The organism is Mesorhizobium sp. M0960, from assembly GCF_040319055.1.
Lineage (GTDB): Bacteria > Pseudomonadota > Alphaproteobacteria > Rhizobiales > Rhizobiaceae > Mesorhizobium.
On the sequence record NZ_JAMYNN010000003.1, the window covers coordinates 16228 to 33490 of the forward strand.

The window sequence follows — 17263 nt, forward strand, 5'->3', positions numbered from 1 at the left end:
TCGATGCGCCATGGCTTTCGCCAATCGCCAAGGGCATTTTGTGCCGGCCGCAGCAACTTTGTTCTTGCTTTGTGCCGGCAGCTATGCTACTAATTTGGGTATGGTGCCAATTGGCTCCAACGACCCGTCCTCCCGAGGCGGGTTTTTTTTGTTATTGCGCCATTCATGGCAAATGGCCCAGGCGGAATACGATTCCGTTGCGGCCAATCAGCCTTCGTCTCGTTAGAGGATCCTTCTGAATCGACGCTCGCGGAGTTTGACGCACTCCATCGTTCGAGCCTTCGGCCGGTTCAATCAATTCGATCGCGAACTGTCACTTCTTGCTCGGATCGTCTGCCGGGTTGACGTAGGTGATCTTGAATGGCCCCTCGCCATGAACCTGGATGATCGTTTCGCTTGTCGTCCAGGCGAAGTGATTCATTCCGGCCGGCGCGACGCCGAAGCCGCCAGCAGTCAGTTCGACGCCTTTCGCCTCGTCGAACTTATCGCCCATTCCAACATGGAAGTTGCCGGAAAGCACCGTTACGTATTCCGTGGTGGGATGATTATGTGCGGCAATTTTGTAGCCGGCGGGTGTCTTCAACCGCAGCACAAAGGCGCCGTCCTTTGAGGGATCTCCCGCGACAACAGCCATTTCCGCCCCAGCGGGAATGGCAGCAGGAGCAGGACCCCATTTGATGTCTTTGGCGTTCATCGGCATCTCATCGGCAAACAGAGGCGCCGTCCCAACAAGCAGCAGTGCCAGGGCAGAGGCAAGCTTGAGCATGACAATCTCCCAGTGTTTGTAGAGGATGGCGTCGAGTATCGGAGCGCCGATCCACTTGCCACTTCGAGCCTTACCAGGGCAGAGCGCCCGAACGCATCCTGCGAACGGGGGACGCGCATTCGCGGTAGCCGCGGAAGCTGCCGCTAAAAACATTTCCAGGTGAAACGATTTTGTTTGTATCACTGTAGGTGATCGGCCTCGCTAGCTTCCAGTGCCAGATTTGTCGACGGCAGAAGACGGCTTGACGGCCTTTGGCTGGCGGCTGAAAAGGGCTGGCCTGCGGACGTGGCGGAATTGGTAGACGCAAGGGACTTAAAATCCCTCGATCTCTGATCGTACGGGTTCGATTCCCGTCGTCCGCACCAGATTTGGTCTCGTTTGATAGTCTCCGTAACTGGAGACCGGGCGCTCGACCCAGTTCTGGGCCCCTCACACCCCAATCGGGTTCAGCTTCAAATGCTGGATCAGCATAATGGTCTTGGCGTCGATGATCCGACCGTCGTGGATGCCGGCCAGCGCCTCGTCGAGCGGCATTTCGAGAACCTCGATGTCCTCGCCTTCGTCATGGGCGCCACCGCCGTCGGAAATGCGGTCGGCGGGCGAGTAGCGAGCGACGAAGAACCAGAGCCGCTCGGTGACGCTGCCGGGGCTCATATAGGGCGAAAACAGCCGCTGCACGTCCTTCAGCCGATAGCCGAGTTCCTCCTCGGCCTCCTTGCGGATACAGGTTTCGGGATCGTCTTCGTCGAGCAGGCCGGCGCAGGCCTCGATCAGCGGCTCCTTGTGGCCGGTGACGTAGGCGGGGTAGCGGAACTGCCGCACCAGAAGCACAGTCGAGCGCTCGGGATCGAAAGGCAGGATCACCGCGCCGTCGCCGCGATCGTAGGTCTGGCGGGTATGCGTTTCCCATTTGCCGTCGCGCCGGCGGTAGTCGAAGACGGTCTTTTTCAAAACCGCCCATTCGTCGGACAGGACTTCCTCCGAGCGGATGCGAATGCGATCTTCCATGGTGGACTCCCTGCTGCCGCGGCAAGGCGTAGCCGCGAACGGCGGTTCTTGCAATCCGGCTACCAATTGGTCCAGTGCGCCGGTTCACCCTCTCGTGTCTGGCGCATCTGCAAGTGCCTGCCTAAATAGCGGCAACCCTTTCCGGAGTTTTTATGACCTCATCTCTTTTCCAGCCGATCACCCTCGACGGCCTCACCTTCCCCAACCGCATCGCGGTCGCGCCGATGTGCCAGTATTCGGCCGAGGACGGCTCGGCCAGCGATTGGCACCTCTATCACTGGATGAACCTGGCGATGTCGGGTGCCGGCATGGTCACCGTCGAGATGACCGAGGTCGAACGGCGCGGCCGCATCTCGCATGGCTGCCTCGGCCTTTACTCCGAGGACAATGAGGCGGCGGCGCGGCGCACGCTGAATGCAGCCAAGCGCGTCGCCGCGCCGGGCACGAAATTCGGCACTCAGCTTGCCCATGCCGGCCGCAAGGCCTCCAACCGGAAACCCTGGGAGGGCGGCGGACCGCTGAATGCCGATCAGGATCCGTGGCCGATCGTGTCGGCCTCGGCAATCGCCTACGACACCGGCTGGCAGGTGCCGCGGGCGCTGGAGGATGACGAGATCCTGCAAATCATCGAACGCTTCGCCGAAGCGGCACGGCGGGCCGAGCGGGCCGGCTTCGACTTCATCGAGCTGCATGCCGCGCATGGCTATCTGATCTTCCAGTTCCTGTCGCCGCTTTCCAACCGGCGCACCGACCGCTGGGGCGGCTCGCTGGAAAACCGCATGCGTTTCGCCGTCGAGATCGCCAAGGCGGTGAAGAAGGCGGTGCCCAGGCTGATGCTGGGCGCGCGGCTGTCGATCAAGGAATGGGTCGATGGCGGCTTCGACGTCGAGGATGCGATCGAAGCGGCAAAAGCGCTGAAGGAAGTCGGCGTCGCCTATCTCTGCTGCTCGAGCGGCGGCAATTCGCCGTTGCAGAAGCTGCCGTCCGGACCCGGCTACCAGGTGCATCTGGCGGAAGCGGTGCGCAAGGGCGCCGGCATCGCGACGCGGGCCGTGGGCCTGATCGACGATCCGAAACAGGCCGAGGCGATCGTCGCCGATGGGCGCGCCGACATGGTGGCGCTGGCGCGCGCCTTCCTTGCCGATCCGCGCTGGGGCTGGCGCGCCGCGGCCACCTTCGGCGAAAAAATCCACCCGGCGCCGCAGCTTGCCCGCTCGGTGACGACGATGCAGCATTGGATGAAGGCGGCGAACTGACGGGGCGGGTTCTCACCTCGCTGGACAGGGAACCATAGCTTCGCTTTGATCCTCTGCCGGTGTAGAGTGGCGAGGGCCGCGGCTGGGCGCGGCAGGTTGGGGGAGCAGAGACATGTCGTTCAGGGGGATTTCCATTGCGGCTGCTGCCGCGGTTTTGGCCGGGCTGTCGTTTGCCACATCGACGCCGGCCGGGGCGCAATATTGCGAAGGCACGGTGCACGGTCTTTCCAGGCACTACAATCTGGCAACGGGAAGCGGCTTTCTCGCCGTTCGGGCCCGGCCGAACTCGTCGTCGCGCATGATCGGGCAATTGTTCAACGGCGACCAAACCGAGATCTTTGACCGTCGCGGAAACTGGTACCAGGTCGATTTCGGCGGCCGCGCCGGCTGGGCGAATGCGCGCTGGCTGCGCAACGACTGCGGCTATTGAGGTATTTTCGCCTGAGCTAAAATAGCTGTTGCAACCAAATCGGCCGCTCCGCGTTGGCGGCGATGATGGACAGCAAGCCATTTGAAAAGCCGGTCGTGGTCGAACTCGGCCATGTCGGCAAATATCGGCATATCCGCAGCGCCCAGGAGGCGGCGGAGTGCCTGATGACGGTCTGGCCACTCAATCGCGGGCCGCGTCATCGTGATGCCCTCGACACTTGCCTAAAAGTGCTGGAAGGTTATCGTTCGACGGCCGATGCACGCCGGGCACTGATCGAAGCCGCCAGGGAATCGGAGGTGCTGGTTACGGACGACAAGCCGCCAGACGACAGACTGGCCGATGACAGGCTGCATTGAGGCAACGGGCTTTCAACCGGAGGGTTTCATGGCGAAACTGACCTATAAGATCGTCGAGCATGATGGAGGCTGGGCCTACAAGGTCGGCTCGACATTCTCCGAAACGTTCCCCACCCATCAGGACGCGTTGCGCGCCGCCGAGATCGCTTCCGCCGAACAGCAGGTCGCCGGCAACACCGACGGCATCCAGTACGAGGACGCCGACGGCAAATGGCACGACGAGCTCGCCGACGGCCGCGACCGGCCGCAGACCGAGGTTTCGGATTAGGGTGTGTCGATATCCAGGTGATGCCGGCGTGCTTTACAGGTCGGTTTGGTAGCGCTACCGTCTCACATCGCGCGTGACCGGGGAGGAGCCTGGGCGCTGTCGCGGCCCAGGCAAGAAAGCGGTTTCCTTCGAAGTCGTTGCAGGAATCAGTCGGGAGGAGATCGATGGCGTCTGTCGCAATCGGCGATGTCTACAAGTCATTTGGGACCGTCGAGGTCCTGCACGGGGTCAGCGTCGATATAGACGACGGCGAGTTCGTCACGTTGGTCGGGCCTTCGGGTTGCGGAAAGTCGACCCTGCTCAGGATGATCGCCGGCCTGGAAAAGATCTCGCGCGGCCAGATCGCGATCGGCAAACGTATCGTCAACAACGTTGCGCCAAAAGAGCGCGACGTCGCCATGGTTTTCCAGAACTATGCGCTCTACCCGCATATGACGGTCGCCGAGAACATGGCGTTCTCGCTGATGCTCAAGGGCGTTCCCAAGACGGAGAGCGATGCCGGCGTGCGGCGCGCGGCCGAAATCCTGGGACTGCTGCCGCTGCTCGACCGCTATCCGCGCCAGCTTTCCGGCGGCCAGCGCCAGCGCGTCGCCATGGGCCGCGCGATCGTGCGCGATCCGCAGGTCTTCCTGTTCGACGAGCCGCTCTCCAATCTCGATGCCAAGCTCCGGGTGCAGATGCGCGCCGAGATCAAGGAACTGCACCAGCGCCTGAAGACGACGACGGTTTACGTCACCCACGACCAGATCGAGGCGATGACCATGGCCGACAAGATCGTCGTCATGCACGACGGCATCGTCGAGCAGATCGGGCCGCCGCTCGAACTCTACGACCGGCCGAACAATCTTTTTGTCGCCAGCTTCATCGGCTCGCCCGCCATGAACATGCTCAGGGGCGAGATCGTAAGCGACGGCTCGCCGTCGTTTCGCGGCGCCGGAGGGATTTCGGTCCCGTTGGCCTCGGCACTTTCCATCGGCAATGGTGAGCCGGTCGTGCTGGGGATACGGCCCGAGCATTTGCGGCTATCCGACAATCAGGGCATTCCGGTCACTGTCGTGGTGGTCGAGCCGACAGGGTCCGAAGTGCAGCTCATCGGCCGAACCGCCGGCGGCGAGGAGATCGTCGCCAATTTCCGGGAACGGCATTCCTTCACGCCGGGCGAAACCATCTGGCTTACGGCCGAGCCTGGCCTCATCCATCTCTTTCACGGCAAAACCGGACAGCGGTTCGAAACACCCATCAAGCAGTAGGACGGCACGGACAATAAGCAGGAGGAAGCGAGCATGAAATTCACCAGACGCGACGTGATCCGCACCACCGCCGGCGCTGCGGCGGGAGCCTTGGGAAGCCGGCTCATCGGCTCTCCCGCCTTTGCCCAGGAGGGATTGAAGTACAAGCCCGAGGACGGCGCCAAGCTCAGGCTGCTGCGCTGGTCGCCCTTCGTGCAGGGCGACGAGGATCAATGGCTGGCCAACACCAAGCGCTTCACCGAAGCGACCGGTGTCGAGGTCCGCGTCGACAAGGAAAGCTGGGAGGACATCCGCCCCAAGGCAGCGGTCGCCGCCAATGTCGGCTCCGGCCCCGACTTGATGTTGGTTTGGTTCGACGACCCGCATCAATATCCCGACAAGCTGCATGACGTGACGGAACTGGGCGAATATTTCGGCTCGAAATATGGCGGCTGGCACGATGGACCGAAGCAATATGCGACGCGGCAAGGCAAGTTCCTCGGCCTGCCGCTGGCGACCATCGGCAATGCCATCGTCTATCGCGAAAGCTGGGTGAAGGAGGCCGGCTTCTCCGAATTTCCGAAGGACACGGCAGGCTTGCTCGAGCTTTGCAAGGCATTGCAGGCGAAGGGACACCCGGCCGGCTTCACGCATGGCCACGGCGTCGGCGACGGCAACAACTACGCCCACTGGCTGCTATGGAGCCATGGCGGCCAGATGGTCGACGAGAACGGCAAGGTGACGATCAACAGCCCCGAGACGCTGAAGGCGATCGAATACGCGCAACAGCTCTACAAGACCTTCATTCCCGGTACCGAAAGCTGGCTCGACGTCAACAACAACCGCGCCTACCTGGCCGGCGAATTGAGCGTGATCGCCAATGGCATTTCCGCCTACAACACCGCCAAGATCAACAAGGACAAGGATCCGAAACTGACCGAAATCGCCAAGGACACGCGCACGACCAACCTGCCGATCGGTCCTGTCGGGAAATCCGTCGAGCTGTTCCAGGTGACCACGGCCGTGATCTTCGACTACACGCCCTACCCCAATGCGGCCAAAGCCTATCTGCAGTTCATGTTCGAGGAACAGCAAATGTCGCAGTGGATCACGTCCTCGGCGGGCTATTGCTGCCAGACGCTCAAAGCCTTCGACAACAACCCGGTGTGGACGGCCGATCCGAACAATGCCGCCTACGCCAAGGCCTCGGCGACGCTGCGGCCCAACGGCTATGCCGGCCCGCTCGGCTATGCTTCGGCGGCGACCATGGCCGACTATGTGCTGGTCGACATGTTCGCCAAGGCGGTGACAGGCCAGGCGACGCCGCAAGAAGCGATGGCAGAAGCCGAGAAGCGCGCAAACCGCTACTATCGCGTTTGAGCGGATTCAGCCGGGCAGCCATGCTGCCCGGCTTCGAATCGCGCATGGCCGCCTGGCCGATCAATGAGACTTAGAGGAGCCGACCCATGGCCGTGACCTCCGCTGCCGCTCAGCCACCCCGGTCGACGCTGTCGCGCATTTTGACGTTCGTGTCTGAAAGTCATAACGCGCTTGGCTTCGGCTTCATGCTGCCGGCGGCGGTGCTGCTGCTGGTCTTCCTAACCTATCCGCTCGGGCTCGGCGTCTGGCTCGGCTTCACCGATGCCCGCATCGGCCGCCCCGGCATCTTCATCGGCATCGAGAACTACGAATATCTGTGGGATGACGCCGTCTTCTGGCTCTCCGTCTTCAACACCTTGCTCTACACGATCAGCGCCTCGATCCTGAAGTTTGCGCTAGGCCTCTGGCTGGCGCTTATCCTCAACCAGAACCTGCCGTTCAAGTCGTTCTTCCGCGCGATCGTCCTGCTGCCCTGGGTGGTGCCGACGGTGCTGTCGGCCATCGCCTTCTGGTGGATCTACGATTCGCAGTTCTCGATCCTGTCCTGGGCGCTTATGGAAATGGGCCTGATCGACCATCGCATCAACTTCCTCGGCGATCCGGAGAATGCGCGCGCTTCGGTCATCGCCGCCAATGTCTGGCGCGGCATTCCTTTCGTGGCGATCACGCTGCTTGCCGGCCTGCAGACGATTCCGCAGTCGCTCTACGAGGCCGCCACGCTCGACGGCGCCAGCCGCTGGCAATTGTTCCGCTATGTGACGCTGCCGCTGCTGACGCCGATCATCGCCATAACCATGACGTTTTCGGTGCTGTTCACCTTCACCGATTTCCAGCTGATCTATGTGCTGACGCGCGGCGGGCCGGTGAACGCCACCCATCTGATGGCGACGCTGTCGTTCCAGCGCGGCATTTCCGGAGGCCAGCTTGGCGAAGGCGCCGCGATCGCAGTCGCCATGATCCCGTTCCTGCTGGCGGCGATCCTGTTCAGCTACTTTGGCCTGCAACGCCGCAAATGGCAGCAGGGCGGCGGGGATTGACATGACCGCGATCGAAACGAGCAAACGCCCCGAACTCGACGAAGGCGGCATGGGCTACCTGCAGAGTGTGCCGCGCCGCGTGGTGACGGTTTACCTGCCGTTGCTGATATTCGTCATCGTGCTGTTGTTTCCGTTCTACTGGATGACGATCACGGCGGTTAAGCCCAACCTCGAGATGACCGACTACGCCAATTTCAATCCATTCTGGGTGGTGCATCCGACGCTCGAGCATATCCGCTATCTTCTCTTCGAGACGTCCTATCCGGGCTGGCTGCTCAACACGATCATCATCTCGACCGCCGCCACTTTCCTGTCGCTGCTGGCAGCAGTGTTCGCTGCCTATGCGATCGAACGCTTGCGGTTCTCCGGGGCGCGGCAGGTCGGCCTCGCGGTGTTCCTGGCCTATCTCGTGCCGCCGTCGATCCTGTTCATTCCCCTGTCGGTGATGGTGTTCAACCTTGGGCTTTACGACACGCCCTTCGCGCTCATCCTCACCTATCCGACCTTCCTGATCCCGTTCTGCACATGGCTGCTGATGGGTTACTTCCGCTCGATCCCGTTCGAGCTGGAGGAATGCGCGCTGATCGACGGGGCGAGCCGCTGGCAGATCCTCACCAAGATCGTGCTGCCGCTGTCGGTGCCGGGCCTGATTTCCGCGGGCATCTTCGCATTCACGCTGTCATGGAACGAGTTCATCTACGCCTTGACCTTCATCCAGTCGTCCGAAAACAAGACTGTGCCGGTCGGCGTGCTCACCGAACTGGTGCGCTCGGACGTCTATGAATGGGGGGCGCTGATGGCGGGAGCGCTGATCGGCTCGCTGCCGGTGGTGGTGCTCTATTCGTTCTTTGTCGAGCACTATGTTTCCTCGATGACCGGAGCCGTGAAGGAATAAGTTCGGAGGTATTCCCGGCGGCCGGGATGTCCCGAGGCACCCTGCCGGCCGAGGCTGCGGCGGGTTGCACACCTTTGCGTGAGGTTCTGGGAGCGTGTCAGCTGCTGGTGTCGGACTTCGGCGCAAATGCGCGGTCGGCAATGCGTTCGATGAAAGCGACGACCCGTTCCGGCCCGACGAATTGTGGCATATGGCCAAGCCCCTCGACCGGCTCGAAATCGAGCCCGCTGATCTTTTCCATCAGCGGCCAGCCATGGATATCGATGCCCAGCACGACGTCGGAAGCACCAAACAGAATGCCAGCCGGCATGGTGATCTCGCGATAGCGTTGCTCGATACGGCCAAGGTCGTGCTCGATGGCCACGACATCGGTCGACGTTGCATAGAAATGGTTTGGCCTGAGCCCGCACCAGCCGCCGCCCTCGACCATATAGTCGGCCGGCGTCGCCTGCGGCGCGAAAATGAAGGCCAGCGTGCGTTCTGCGTATCTGAGAGCCGCCGGGATCGCCACCGTGTGAGCCATGATCCGGCGCCGCAGCGGCGACTGAATGTATAGCGGGCCGAACTTCTCGCGCGCGTCCGGCTCCAGATGGGTCAGCGGCGCCAGCAAGGCGATACCGGAAACCGCCTCGGGATGCTCGACAGCCAGCGTCAGCGCGATGGCGCCACCCAGCGAATGGCCGACGATCAGCGGCTTTTGCAGTCCAAGCGCCTCGATAAAATGCCGCACGATCTCGGCCTGCTCGGGTAGCCGCCCGCTGGCGCCCCTGGCCCGCACCGAATAGCCGGAACCCGGACGGTCGAGCGCGATCAGCCGATAGTTCGGGCCGAACCGTCCGAACAGCGTGTGGCGGAATTGATGAAGCTGCGCGCCAAGGCCGTGCAGGAAGACGATCGGCCGCCCCTCGCCCATCTCGAAATAATGGATGCGATTGCCGTCGATCTCGATGAATTTACCGCTGGCCGGCACCAGCCTTTCGGCTTTCGCCGCAATCCGCAGCGTCGCCAGCACAGGATAAGCTGCCACGACGAGCGCCAGCAGAAACAGCGCGCCGGGCAGCCATAGAAGAATCGATACCGGCATGTTCTTGCTCATGGCCCCAAACCGGCGCAGCATCACCCGCCGAAGGTTCCACTGCAAGGGAGGTGGCACAGGTGGATCCGTCGTTTGGCGGCATTGCCGCCGGCCGTTCGCCGCGCTATCTCAGGCGACCCGTTGCCGGAGCCTGCCATGACCGAAATCGTCACCGCCGCCATGCTCGTCATCGGCGACGAGATTCTGTCCGGCCGCACCAAGGACAAGAACATCGGCCACCTCGCCGACATCATGACGGCGATCGGCATCGACCTGAAGGAAGTGCGCATCGTTGCGGACGAGGAAGACGAGATCGTCGCTGCGGTGAATGCGCTGCGCACCCGCTACAGCTATGTCTTCACCACCGGCGGCATCGGCCCGACGCATGACGACATCACCGCCGATTCCATCGCCAAGGCCTTCGGCGTGCCGTGCGAATACGACGCCAGGGCCTACGCCCTGCTGGAGGCAAGCTATGCTGCCCGCGGCATCGAATACACCGAAGCGCGCAAGCGCATGGCGCGGATGCCGCGCGGGGCAGACCACATCGACAACCCGGTGTCGGTTGCGCCGGGCTTTCGCATCGGCAACGTCCATGTCATGGCCGGCGTGCCGGCGATTTTCCAGGCGATGCTCGACAATGTCGTGCCGACATTACGGGCCGGCACCAAAATGCTGTCGGCAACCGTGGAATGCCCGTTCGGCGAAGGCCTGATCGGCGGGCCGCTGGGCGATATCCAGAAGGCGCATCCGGACACGATCATCGGCTCCTACCCGAAATATGGCGACGGCAAATTCTGGACCGAACTGGTGGTGCGTGCCCGCAGCCAGCAGGCGCTGGACTCCGCACGCGCCGATGTAGAGGTTATGGTGGCGGGCCTGACCAAGGCAAGCAGGGTGGGCTGATCGGCAGGCGTGACGGAACCAAGCATCGCGCCGTGACGTTTGTCACGAGTGGGATCGCCGAAAAACTGAGGGATTGCCCATGCGCTTCAAGACCATTGTCGCCATATTGCAGAATGAACAGGACGCCGAGCGCGTTCTCGACTGCGCGATCCCGCTGGCCAGCCGGTTCCAGAGCCATCTGATCGGCATTCATGCCGAGGCGCTGCCCGTGCCCTACACCTCGGCCACCGGCTTTCCGGACACCGAGTTCCTGCAGGTTTCGGCCGACATGAACCGGGAGCGCGCCGAGAAGTTGCAGGCCGCCTTTCACAAACGCGTCGAGAATTCCGGCCTGTCGTTCGAGTGGCGCAGCCTCGAGAGTTTTTCCGGCGACAGTGCGCTGACCGGTATCTCGACCGTTCGCACCGCGGATCTGATCATCGCCGCGCAGCGCGAATCGAGCGGCGATCCGAGCGCCGACGTCGACACGCTGGTCTACGATGCCGGCCGGCCGGTGCTGGTGGTGCCGCATTCGGGTCCGCTGGTCACCAGCTTCAAGCACGTGCTGCTCGCCTGGAACGGCAGCAAGGAGGCCGCACGCGCGGCCTTCGATGCCCTGCCCTTCATCATCGAGGCCGAGAAGACGGACATCGTCGTCATCGACCCGCCGGATACGCTCGAAGAGGCGCCGGAAACGGCCGGCGCCGAGATCGCCGCCTCGCTGTCCAGGCACGGCGCGACCGTCAGCGCCTCGGTGCTGAGGTCCGGCGGCGCCTCGGTCGACGACATCATCCAGACCAGGGTCGCCGAATCGGGCGCGGACCTGCTCGTGCTCGGCGCCTACAGCCATTCCTGGCTGCGCCAGCTGCTGTTCGGCGGGGTGACGCGAACGGTGCTGCGCACCGCGCCGGTGGCGGCTTTCCTGTCGCGGTAAGTTCATAGAGATCACGGGTTGGACAATCGCTTTGCCGCACCCTTGCCAAGGCCAAGCCTTTCCAGTTAATTCCGCCCGCATTCCATAGTGTCTGCGCGCGATGCGCGCTTTGCGGAGTGCGCGAAAGATGTCCCTGCCCGAAAAAGCCTTCCCGGTCTCCTGGGACCAGTTCCACCGCGATGCACGCGCGCTCGCCTGGCGGCTTGCCGGCGCCAACAAGGGGCAATGGAAGGCAATCGTCTGCATCACGCGCGGCGGCCTGGTTCCGGCCGCCATCATTTCGCGCGAGCTCGGCATCCGCATCATCGAGACGGTCTGCGTTGCCTCCTATCACGATTATACCAGCCAGGGGCAGTTGCAGGTGCTGAAGGAGGTCACCCCGGCGCTGCTCGCCGATGACGGCGCTGGCGTGCTGATCATCGACGACCTCACCGACACCGGCAAGACGGCGGGCATCGTGCGCGCGATGATGCCTAGGGCGCATTTCGCCACCGTCTATGCCAAGCCGAAAGGCAGGCCGATGGTCGACACTTTCGTTACCGAGGTCAGCCAGGACACCTGGATCTATTTTCCCTGGGACATGGGCTTCACCTACCAAAAGCCGATCGCCGACGACCACGCCGGCTGATTCGCGGTAACGCCGCTTCCGTCGGAAGACAGCGTCGAGCACTCCTTGAAGGAGTGGCCCCGGCACACGATATTTCCTTAATCGACGCCCATTGGAGTGGTTAACCAGTCCACATGAAGTTTTTTACTTTTATTGCTTATGATTAGCCGTAAGATTTACGAGACGGCAAACGATTCTGGGAGCTGGGGCAAGCTTCTCCGATGTTGACGAGGCCAACGACGCACAACCATCTGGCCGAAAGAGTCCGGCGGCTCTTCGGCACGGCGCCGTGCCGCCTTCAGGTTGCAGCGCTGCCCTGGCGCGATAGCGGCGACAGCGTCGAAATCATGCTGATCACCAGCCGCGATACCGGCCGCTGGGTGCTTCCCAAGGGCTGGCCGGAAGCAAAGGAGCCGCTTTGCGAAGCAGCGGCGCGCGAGGCCGGCGAAGAGGCCGGGCTGCGCGGCACGATCTCGCATCATGAGGCCGGCCGCTATTTCTATGCCAAGGTGCTGGCGTCCGGCGAGGAAGTGCCCTGCGAGGTGCTGGTGTTTCCGCTGCACGTCGACAAGGTCGCCGACCGGTGGAAGGAAAAGCGGGCGCGCATCCGCAAATGGGTCAGCGCCGCCGAGGCGGTACGCATGGTCAACGAGCCTGACCTCTGTCAGATCATCGCCCATTTCGGTGCCGACCCGCATCGCTTCAACTGAGTCGGCACATGGCTTCCGAGTCGGCATGGTCTTCGCTGCGGCCAAGGGCCTTCGAGCGTCGGCACCAGGCTTGTGGCTGCAAAAACGGAAATCAGCGCGCTTCTGTCCCCGTTATCCACATATGTGACACACAAGATGTTGGGGTCATAAAAGCTACGCAAACGAATCCTTGACGGCGCAAAACGAGTCGCCTTTTATAGGCCATGCGCTCCTGTTGAGAGTGCGACCGGAAAAGTTTCGAGGCCGGTCTTTTTCCCGGAATATGTGCGTTTTGATCCGCATTCCCGCCTGTTTACGAGGCCGGCGAAGGCGTGGGATTTTGAAGCCTTGGGGGGCGAAAGGGGAGGATTGTCGGACTTGAATAAATTGTCTGTTAACACTATATTTAGTGTTTGCAGGTAGGTTCGACGCTAGATAATGTGAATTTCCCTCGACCGAGGGTGTTACAAAAAGTTTTCAGTTTTGAGGGACCCACAGGGTCCGTGAGCGCGTTGGACAGCGGCCTCGCAGGAGGTTCGACCGGCAGGGCGGCGGAGACTGTGAAGATGAGAGTCGGGGTTTTCGAACGCCGGCAGACGGCGGCCATGCGCGTTTCGTCAAGAGGGCAGAAATCCTCTGGGAAAAGCGCTATATGTAGACAAAAGGGACCGGACCAATGCGCATCGAGCGTCGTTTCACCAAGCCAGGGCAATCAGCTTACGCGGAGATCGAATTCCGCAAGGCGCTTTCCGAGATCAAGAATCCGGATGGCTCGGTGGTGTTCCGCTTGGACAACATCGACGTGCCGGCGCAGTTCTCCCAGGTTGCCGCCGATATCCTGGCGCAGAAATATTTCCGCAAGGCGGGCGTCCCCGCACGGCTGAAGAAGGTCGAGGAGACGCAAGTCCCCTCCTTCCTGTGGCGCTCCGTCGCCGACGAGGCTGAACTGGCCAAGCTGCCGGAAGCCGAGCGCTACGGTTCCGAGACCGACGCTCGCCAGGTCTTCGACCGGCTTGCCGGTACCTGGACCTATTGGGGCTGGAAGGGCGGCTACTTCAAGTCGGAGGAAGACGCACGCGCCTTCCGCGACGAGCTCGCCTATATGCTGGCCACCCAGCGCGTCGCACCGAATTCGCCGCAATGGTTCAACACCGGCCTGCACTGGGCCTATGGCATCGACGGCCCGAGCCAGGGCCATTTCTATGTCGACCCGTTCACCGGCAAGCTGACCAAGTCGAAGTCTTCCTACGAGCATCCGCAGCCGCATGCCTGCTTCATCCAGGGCGTGCAGGACGACCTCGTCAACGAGGGCGGCATCATGGATTTGTGGGTGCGTGAGGCGCGCCTGTTCAAATACGGCTCCGGCACCGGCTCCAACTTCTCGTTCCTGCGCGGCGAAGGCGAAAAGCTGTCGGGCGGCGGCCGCTCGTCGGGCCTGATGAGCTTCCTCAAGATCGGCGACCGCGCCGCCGGCGCCATCAAGTCGGGCGGCACGACGCGTCGCGCCGCGAAAATGGTCATCGTCGACGCCGATCATCCCGATATCGAGGAATTCATCGACTGGAAGGTCAATGAGGAGCAGAAGGTCGCCTCGCTGGTCACCGGCTCGAAGATCGTCAAGAAGCATCTCGAAGCGATCATGAAGGCCTGCATCAACTGCGAAGGCAATGGCGACGATTGCTTCGACCCGGCGGTCAACACCGCGCTGAAGCGCGAGATCAAGCTGGCCAAGAAGGACGCGGTGCCGGAGAACTATATCTACCGCGTCATCCAGTTCGCCAAGCAGGGCTACACCTCGATGTCGTTCAAGACCTACGACACCGACTGGGATTCGGATGCCTATCTCACCGTTTCCGGCCAGAACTCCAACAATTCGGTGTCGCTGAAGGACGATTTCCTGCGCGCCGTCGAGCAGGATGGCGACTGGCATCTCACCGCCCGCAAGGACGGCAAGGTGCTGAAGACGCTGAAGGCGCGCGATCTCTGGGAAAAGATCGGCTATGCCGCCTGGGCGTCGGCCGATCCCGGCCTGCATTTCAACACGACGATGAACGACTGGCACACCTGCGCCTCGGCCGGGGCGATCCGGGCGTCCAATCCGTGCTCGGAATACATGTTCCTCGACGACACCGCCTGCAATCTGGCGTCGATCAACCTACTGCCCTATCGCAACGCCGACGGCACTATCGACATCGCTGCCTACGAGCACACGGTGCGGCTGTGGACCATGGTCCTGGAAATCTCGGTCATGATGGCGCAGTTCCCGTCGAAGGAGATCGCCAAGCTTTCCTACGAGTACCGCACGCTCGGCCTCGGCTACGCCAATATCGGCGGCCTGCTGATGACCTCGGGCATTCCCTATGATTCCGACGAGGGTCGCGCCATCTGCGCCGCTCTCACCGCGATCATGACCGGCACCGCCTATGCCACCTCGGCCGAAATGGCCGCCGAGCTCGGCGCCTTCCCCGACTACGACCGCAATGCGCAGAACATGCTGCGCGTCATGCGCAACCACCGCCGCGCTGCCTATGGCGAAAGGGACGGCTACGAGAAGCTTGCCGTCAACCCGGTGCCGCTGGTCGCCTCGGATCTCAAGCAGCAGGACCTTGCCGACCATGCCAAGGCTGCCTGGGACCGCGCCATCGAGCTCGGCGAGGAGCATGGCTACCGCAATGCGCAGGCAACGGTGATCGCCCCGACCGGCACGATCGGCCTGGTGATGGATTGCGATACCACCGGCATCGAGCCCGACTTCGCGCTGGTGAAATTCAAGAAGCTCGCCGGCGGCGGCTATTTCAAGATCATCAACCGTGCGGTGCCCGAAGCGCTGCGCACGCTCGGCTATTCCGAGAGCCAGATCGCCGAGATCGAGGCCTATGCCGTCGGCCACGGCAATCTCAACCAGGCGCCGGGCATCAACCCCGGCTCGCTCAAGGCAAAAGGCTTTACCGACGACAAGATCGCAGCACTCAATGCCGCGCTGAAGTCGGCCTTCGACATCAAGTTCGTCTTCAACCAGTGGACGCTGGGCGCCGAATGGGTGAAGGAGAATTTTGGCTTCACCGATGAGCAGCTCAACGATTTCTCGTTCGAGATGCTGCCGGCGCTTGGCTTTTCGAAGAAGGACATCGAGGCCGCCAACATCCATGTCTGCGGGGCGATGACGCTGGAAGGCGCGCCGTTCCTGAAGGCCGAACACCTGCCGGTGTTCGACTGCGCCAGCCCGTGCGGCAAGATCGGCAAGCGTTCGCTGTCGATCAACAGCCACATCATGATGATGGCGGCGGCGCAGCCCTTCATCTCCGGCGCCATTTCCAAGACCATCAACATGCCGAACGACGCGACGGTGGAAGACGCCAAAGGCGCCTACATGCTGTCGTGGAAGCTGGCGCTGAAGGCCAACGCGCTCTATCGCGACGGCTCGAAGCTCTCGCAGCCGCTCAATGCCTCGCTGCTGGCCGATGGCGAGGAGGACGAGGACGAAGCCGTCGAGCAGCTGATCGCGGCACCGGCCGCGCAGCGCGCCGTTCAGGTGACCGAGAAGATCGTCGAGCGCGTCGTCGAGCGTCTCTACCGCGACCGCGAGAAACTGCCGAACCGCCGCAAGGGCTATACCCAGAAGGCGGTCGTCGGCGGCCACAAGGTCTATCTCAGGACCGGCGAGTTCGACGACGGCCGTATCGGCGAGATCTTCATCGACATGCACAAGGAAGGTGCCGCCTTCCGGGCGATGATGAACAACTTCGCCATCGCCATCTCGCTCGGCCTGCAATATGGCGTGCCGCTCGACGAATATGTCGAGGCCTTCACCTTCACCAAGTTTGAGCCGGCCGGCATGGTGCAGGGCAACGACGCCATCAAGAACGCCACGTCGATCCTCGACTATGTGTTCCGCGAACTTGCCGTATCCTATCTCGGCCGCCACGATCTCGCCCATGTCGACCAGTCGGATTTCGACAAGACCGCACTCGGGCGCGGCATCAACGAAGGCAAGGCGACGCCCTTCTCCAAGGGCCTGACCCGCGGTGCCTCGCCGGTCAAGCTGGTGTCGGGCATGGGAGCGGAGCCCAAGGGCTTTGCCGGCGCGGGCTCCGGAACTCCGTCCCGTACCGCCCCGACCGCCTTCTCCGGCTCCAACGTGCTGACGTTGAAGCCGGCCAGCGACGAAGCCATCGCCTACAAGCGCGACTATGAGGAACGCGCCAGGGAACTGGTCGAGGACATCGTCTACGCGGAAGCGTCCGACCCCACGGAGCTGTTCACCGACGAGGCCGCAAAAGAAGCAGCCGAAGCCAAAGCGCTCGCCGCCAACCGGCGCCAGCAATCATTGATGCAGGGCTACACCGGCAACGAATGCTCGGAGTGCCATAATTTCACGATGGTGCGGAACGGGACTTGCGAGAAGTGCGATACTTGCGGGGCGACGAGCGGGTGTAGCTGAGGGGATT

At 62.5% G+C, this 17263-nt stretch carries 17 protein-coding genes and 1 tRNA gene; 15 read left to right on the forward strand and 3 right to left on the reverse strand.

Annotated elements, in window-relative coordinates:
* The first annotated feature begins 10 nt into the window (after positions 1-10).
* Complete coding sequence (locus tag NKH63_RS08305) at positions 11-226, forward strand: hypothetical protein (RefSeq protein WP_156948018.1); 216 nt, start codon at positions 11-13, stop codon at positions 224-226.
* Between the two features lie 87 nt (positions 227-313).
* Here NKH63_RS08305 and NKH63_RS08310 read toward each other — a convergent pair whose 3' ends face one another.
* On the reverse strand, positions 314-766 hold the full coding sequence (locus tag NKH63_RS08310) for a cupin domain-containing protein (RefSeq protein WP_023717441.1): 453 nt from the start codon (positions 764-766) through the stop codon (positions 314-316).
* A gap of 279 nt (positions 767-1045) precedes the next feature.
* Here NKH63_RS08310 and NKH63_RS08315 point away from each other — a divergent pair.
* Positions 1046-1131: transfer RNA gene (locus NKH63_RS08315), tRNA-Leu, on the forward strand.
* 64 nt (positions 1132-1195) lie between these two features.
* Here NKH63_RS08315 and NKH63_RS08320 read toward each other — a convergent pair.
* Complete coding sequence (locus tag NKH63_RS08320) at positions 1196-1774, reverse strand: NUDIX domain-containing protein (RefSeq protein WP_023717440.1); 579 nt, start codon at positions 1772-1774, stop codon at positions 1196-1198.
* Positions 1775-1926: 152 nt separating this feature from the next.
* Between NKH63_RS08320 and NKH63_RS08325 the strand changes: the two genes are divergently transcribed.
* The 8 genes from NKH63_RS08325 (at position 1927) to NKH63_RS08360 (ending at position 8625) form a co-directional block, all read left to right on the forward strand.
* Entirely contained in the window at positions 1927-3030 is a 1104-nt protein-coding gene (locus tag NKH63_RS08325) for an NADH:flavin oxidoreductase/NADH oxidase (RefSeq protein WP_352481138.1), read from the forward strand.
* Positions 3031-3142: 112 nt separating this feature from the next.
* Positions 3143-3460 carry an SH3 domain-containing protein gene (locus tag NKH63_RS08330; protein ID WP_023717438.1) on the forward strand — a complete coding sequence of 106 codons (318 nt, stop codon included), beginning with the start codon at positions 3143-3145 and terminating at the stop codon, positions 3458-3460.
* A 62-nt stretch (positions 3461-3522) separates the two neighbouring features.
* Positions 3523-3816 (forward strand): DUF982 domain-containing protein, encoded by a 294-nt coding sequence (locus NKH63_RS08335; RefSeq protein WP_352481139.1) that lies wholly within the window; start codon positions 3523-3525, stop codon positions 3814-3816.
* A gap of 28 nt (positions 3817-3844) precedes the next feature.
* Complete coding sequence (locus tag NKH63_RS08340) at positions 3845-4084, forward strand: DUF2188 domain-containing protein (RefSeq protein ID WP_023674770.1); 240 nt, start codon at positions 3845-3847, stop codon at positions 4082-4084.
* Positions 4085-4248: 164 nt separating this feature from the next.
* Complete coding sequence (locus tag NKH63_RS08345; RefSeq protein WP_352481140.1) at positions 4249-5334, forward strand: ABC transporter ATP-binding protein; 1086 nt, start codon at positions 4249-4251, stop codon at positions 5332-5334.
* A gap of 33 nt (positions 5335-5367) precedes the next feature.
* A complete protein-coding gene (locus tag NKH63_RS08350; RefSeq protein WP_352481141.1) occupies positions 5368-6693 on the forward strand; it encodes an ABC transporter substrate-binding protein in 1326 nt (441 codons plus the stop codon).
* Positions 6694-6878: 185 nt separating this feature from the next.
* Positions 6879-7730, forward strand: coding sequence for a carbohydrate ABC transporter permease (locus NKH63_RS08355; protein WP_502896320.1), 852 nt, complete (start codon positions 6879-6881; stop codon positions 7728-7730).
* A gap of 1 nt (position 7731) precedes the next feature.
* Complete coding sequence (locus NKH63_RS08360) at positions 7732-8625, forward strand: carbohydrate ABC transporter permease (RefSeq protein WP_023717433.1); 894 nt, start codon at positions 7732-7734, stop codon at positions 8623-8625.
* 97 nt (positions 8626-8722) lie between these two features.
* Here the strand turns inward: NKH63_RS08360 and NKH63_RS08365 are convergent, their stop codons facing one another.
* Positions 8723-9709 (reverse strand): alpha/beta fold hydrolase, encoded by a 987-nt coding sequence (locus NKH63_RS08365; protein WP_352894798.1) that lies wholly within the window; start codon positions 9707-9709, stop codon positions 8723-8725.
* 147 nt (positions 9710-9856) lie between these two features.
* On the opposite strand from NKH63_RS08365, the gene NKH63_RS08370 reads away from it, so the two are divergent.
* From NKH63_RS08370 to NKH63_RS08390, 5 genes are all read left to right on the forward strand, one after another.
* Positions 9857-10606 carry a competence/damage-inducible protein A gene (locus NKH63_RS08370; protein WP_352917817.1) on the forward strand — a complete coding sequence of 250 codons (750 nt, stop codon included), beginning with the start codon at positions 9857-9859 and terminating at the stop codon, positions 10604-10606.
* Between the two features lie 79 nt (positions 10607-10685).
* The gene (locus tag NKH63_RS08375; protein ID WP_352917818.1) at positions 10686-11519 is read left to right on the forward strand and encodes a universal stress protein; all 834 of its coding nucleotides are present in this window, start codon (positions 10686-10688) and stop codon (positions 11517-11519) included.
* 127 nt (positions 11520-11646) lie between these two features.
* Positions 11647-12147 (forward strand): xanthine phosphoribosyltransferase, encoded by a 501-nt coding sequence (gene gpt, locus NKH63_RS08380; protein WP_352481145.1) that lies wholly within the window; start codon positions 11647-11649, stop codon positions 12145-12147.
* Positions 12148-12347: 200 nt separating this feature from the next.
* Positions 12348-12836 carry an NUDIX hydrolase gene (locus tag NKH63_RS08385; protein ID WP_023717429.1) on the forward strand — a complete coding sequence of 163 codons (489 nt, stop codon included), beginning with the start codon at positions 12348-12350 and terminating at the stop codon, positions 12834-12836.
* 655 nt (positions 12837-13491) lie between these two features.
* Positions 13492-17256: a vitamin B12-dependent ribonucleotide reductase gene (locus NKH63_RS08390; RefSeq protein ID WP_352917819.1), complete on the forward strand. Its 3765-nt coding sequence runs from the start codon at positions 13492-13494 to the stop codon at positions 17254-17256.
* The last annotated feature ends 7 nt before the right edge of the window (positions 17257-17263 follow it).

Coding starts and splice junctions, on each gene's coding strand:
- NKH63_RS08305 (WP_156948018.1), top strand. CDS start 11: ATGGCTTTCGCCAATCGCCAAGGGCATTTTGTGCCGGCCGCAGCAACT.
- NKH63_RS08310 (WP_023717441.1), bottom strand. CDS start 766: ATGCTCAAGCTTGCCTCTGCCCTGGCACTGCTGCTTGTTGGGACGGCG.
- NKH63_RS08320 (WP_023717440.1), bottom strand. CDS start 1,774: ATGGAAGATCGCATTCGCATCCGCTCGGAGGAAGTCCTGTCCGACGAA.
- NKH63_RS08325 (WP_352481138.1), top strand. CDS start 1,927: ATGACCTCATCTCTTTTCCAGCCGATCACCCTCGACGGCCTCACCTTC.
- NKH63_RS08330 (WP_023717438.1), top strand. CDS start 3,143: ATGTCGTTCAGGGGGATTTCCATTGCGGCTGCTGCCGCGGTTTTGGCC.
- NKH63_RS08335 (WP_352481139.1), top strand. CDS start 3,523: ATGATGGACAGCAAGCCATTTGAAAAGCCGGTCGTGGTCGAACTCGGC.
- NKH63_RS08340 (WP_023674770.1), top strand. CDS start 3,845: ATGGCGAAACTGACCTATAAGATCGTCGAGCATGATGGAGGCTGGGCC.
- NKH63_RS08345 (WP_352481140.1), top strand. CDS start 4,249: ATGGCGTCTGTCGCAATCGGCGATGTCTACAAGTCATTTGGGACCGTC.
- NKH63_RS08350 (WP_352481141.1), top strand. CDS start 5,368: ATGAAATTCACCAGACGCGACGTGATCCGCACCACCGCCGGCGCTGCG.
- NKH63_RS08355 (WP_502896320.1), top strand. CDS start 6,879: ATGCTGCCGGCGGCGGTGCTGCTGCTGGTCTTCCTAACCTATCCGCTC.
- NKH63_RS08360 (WP_023717433.1), top strand. CDS start 7,732: ATGACCGCGATCGAAACGAGCAAACGCCCCGAACTCGACGAAGGCGGC.
- NKH63_RS08365 (WP_352894798.1), bottom strand. CDS start 9,709: ATGCCGGTATCGATTCTTCTATGGCTGCCCGGCGCGCTGTTTCTGCTG.
- NKH63_RS08370 (WP_352917817.1), top strand. CDS start 9,857: ATGACCGAAATCGTCACCGCCGCCATGCTCGTCATCGGCGACGAGATT.
- NKH63_RS08375 (WP_352917818.1), top strand. CDS start 10,686: ATGCGCTTCAAGACCATTGTCGCCATATTGCAGAATGAACAGGACGCC.
- gpt (WP_352481145.1), top strand. CDS start 11,647: ATGTCCCTGCCCGAAAAAGCCTTCCCGGTCTCCTGGGACCAGTTCCAC.
- NKH63_RS08385 (WP_023717429.1), top strand. CDS start 12,348: ATGTTGACGAGGCCAACGACGCACAACCATCTGGCCGAAAGAGTCCGG.
- NKH63_RS08390 (WP_352917819.1), top strand. CDS start 13,492: ATGCGCATCGAGCGTCGTTTCACCAAGCCAGGGCAATCAGCTTACGCG.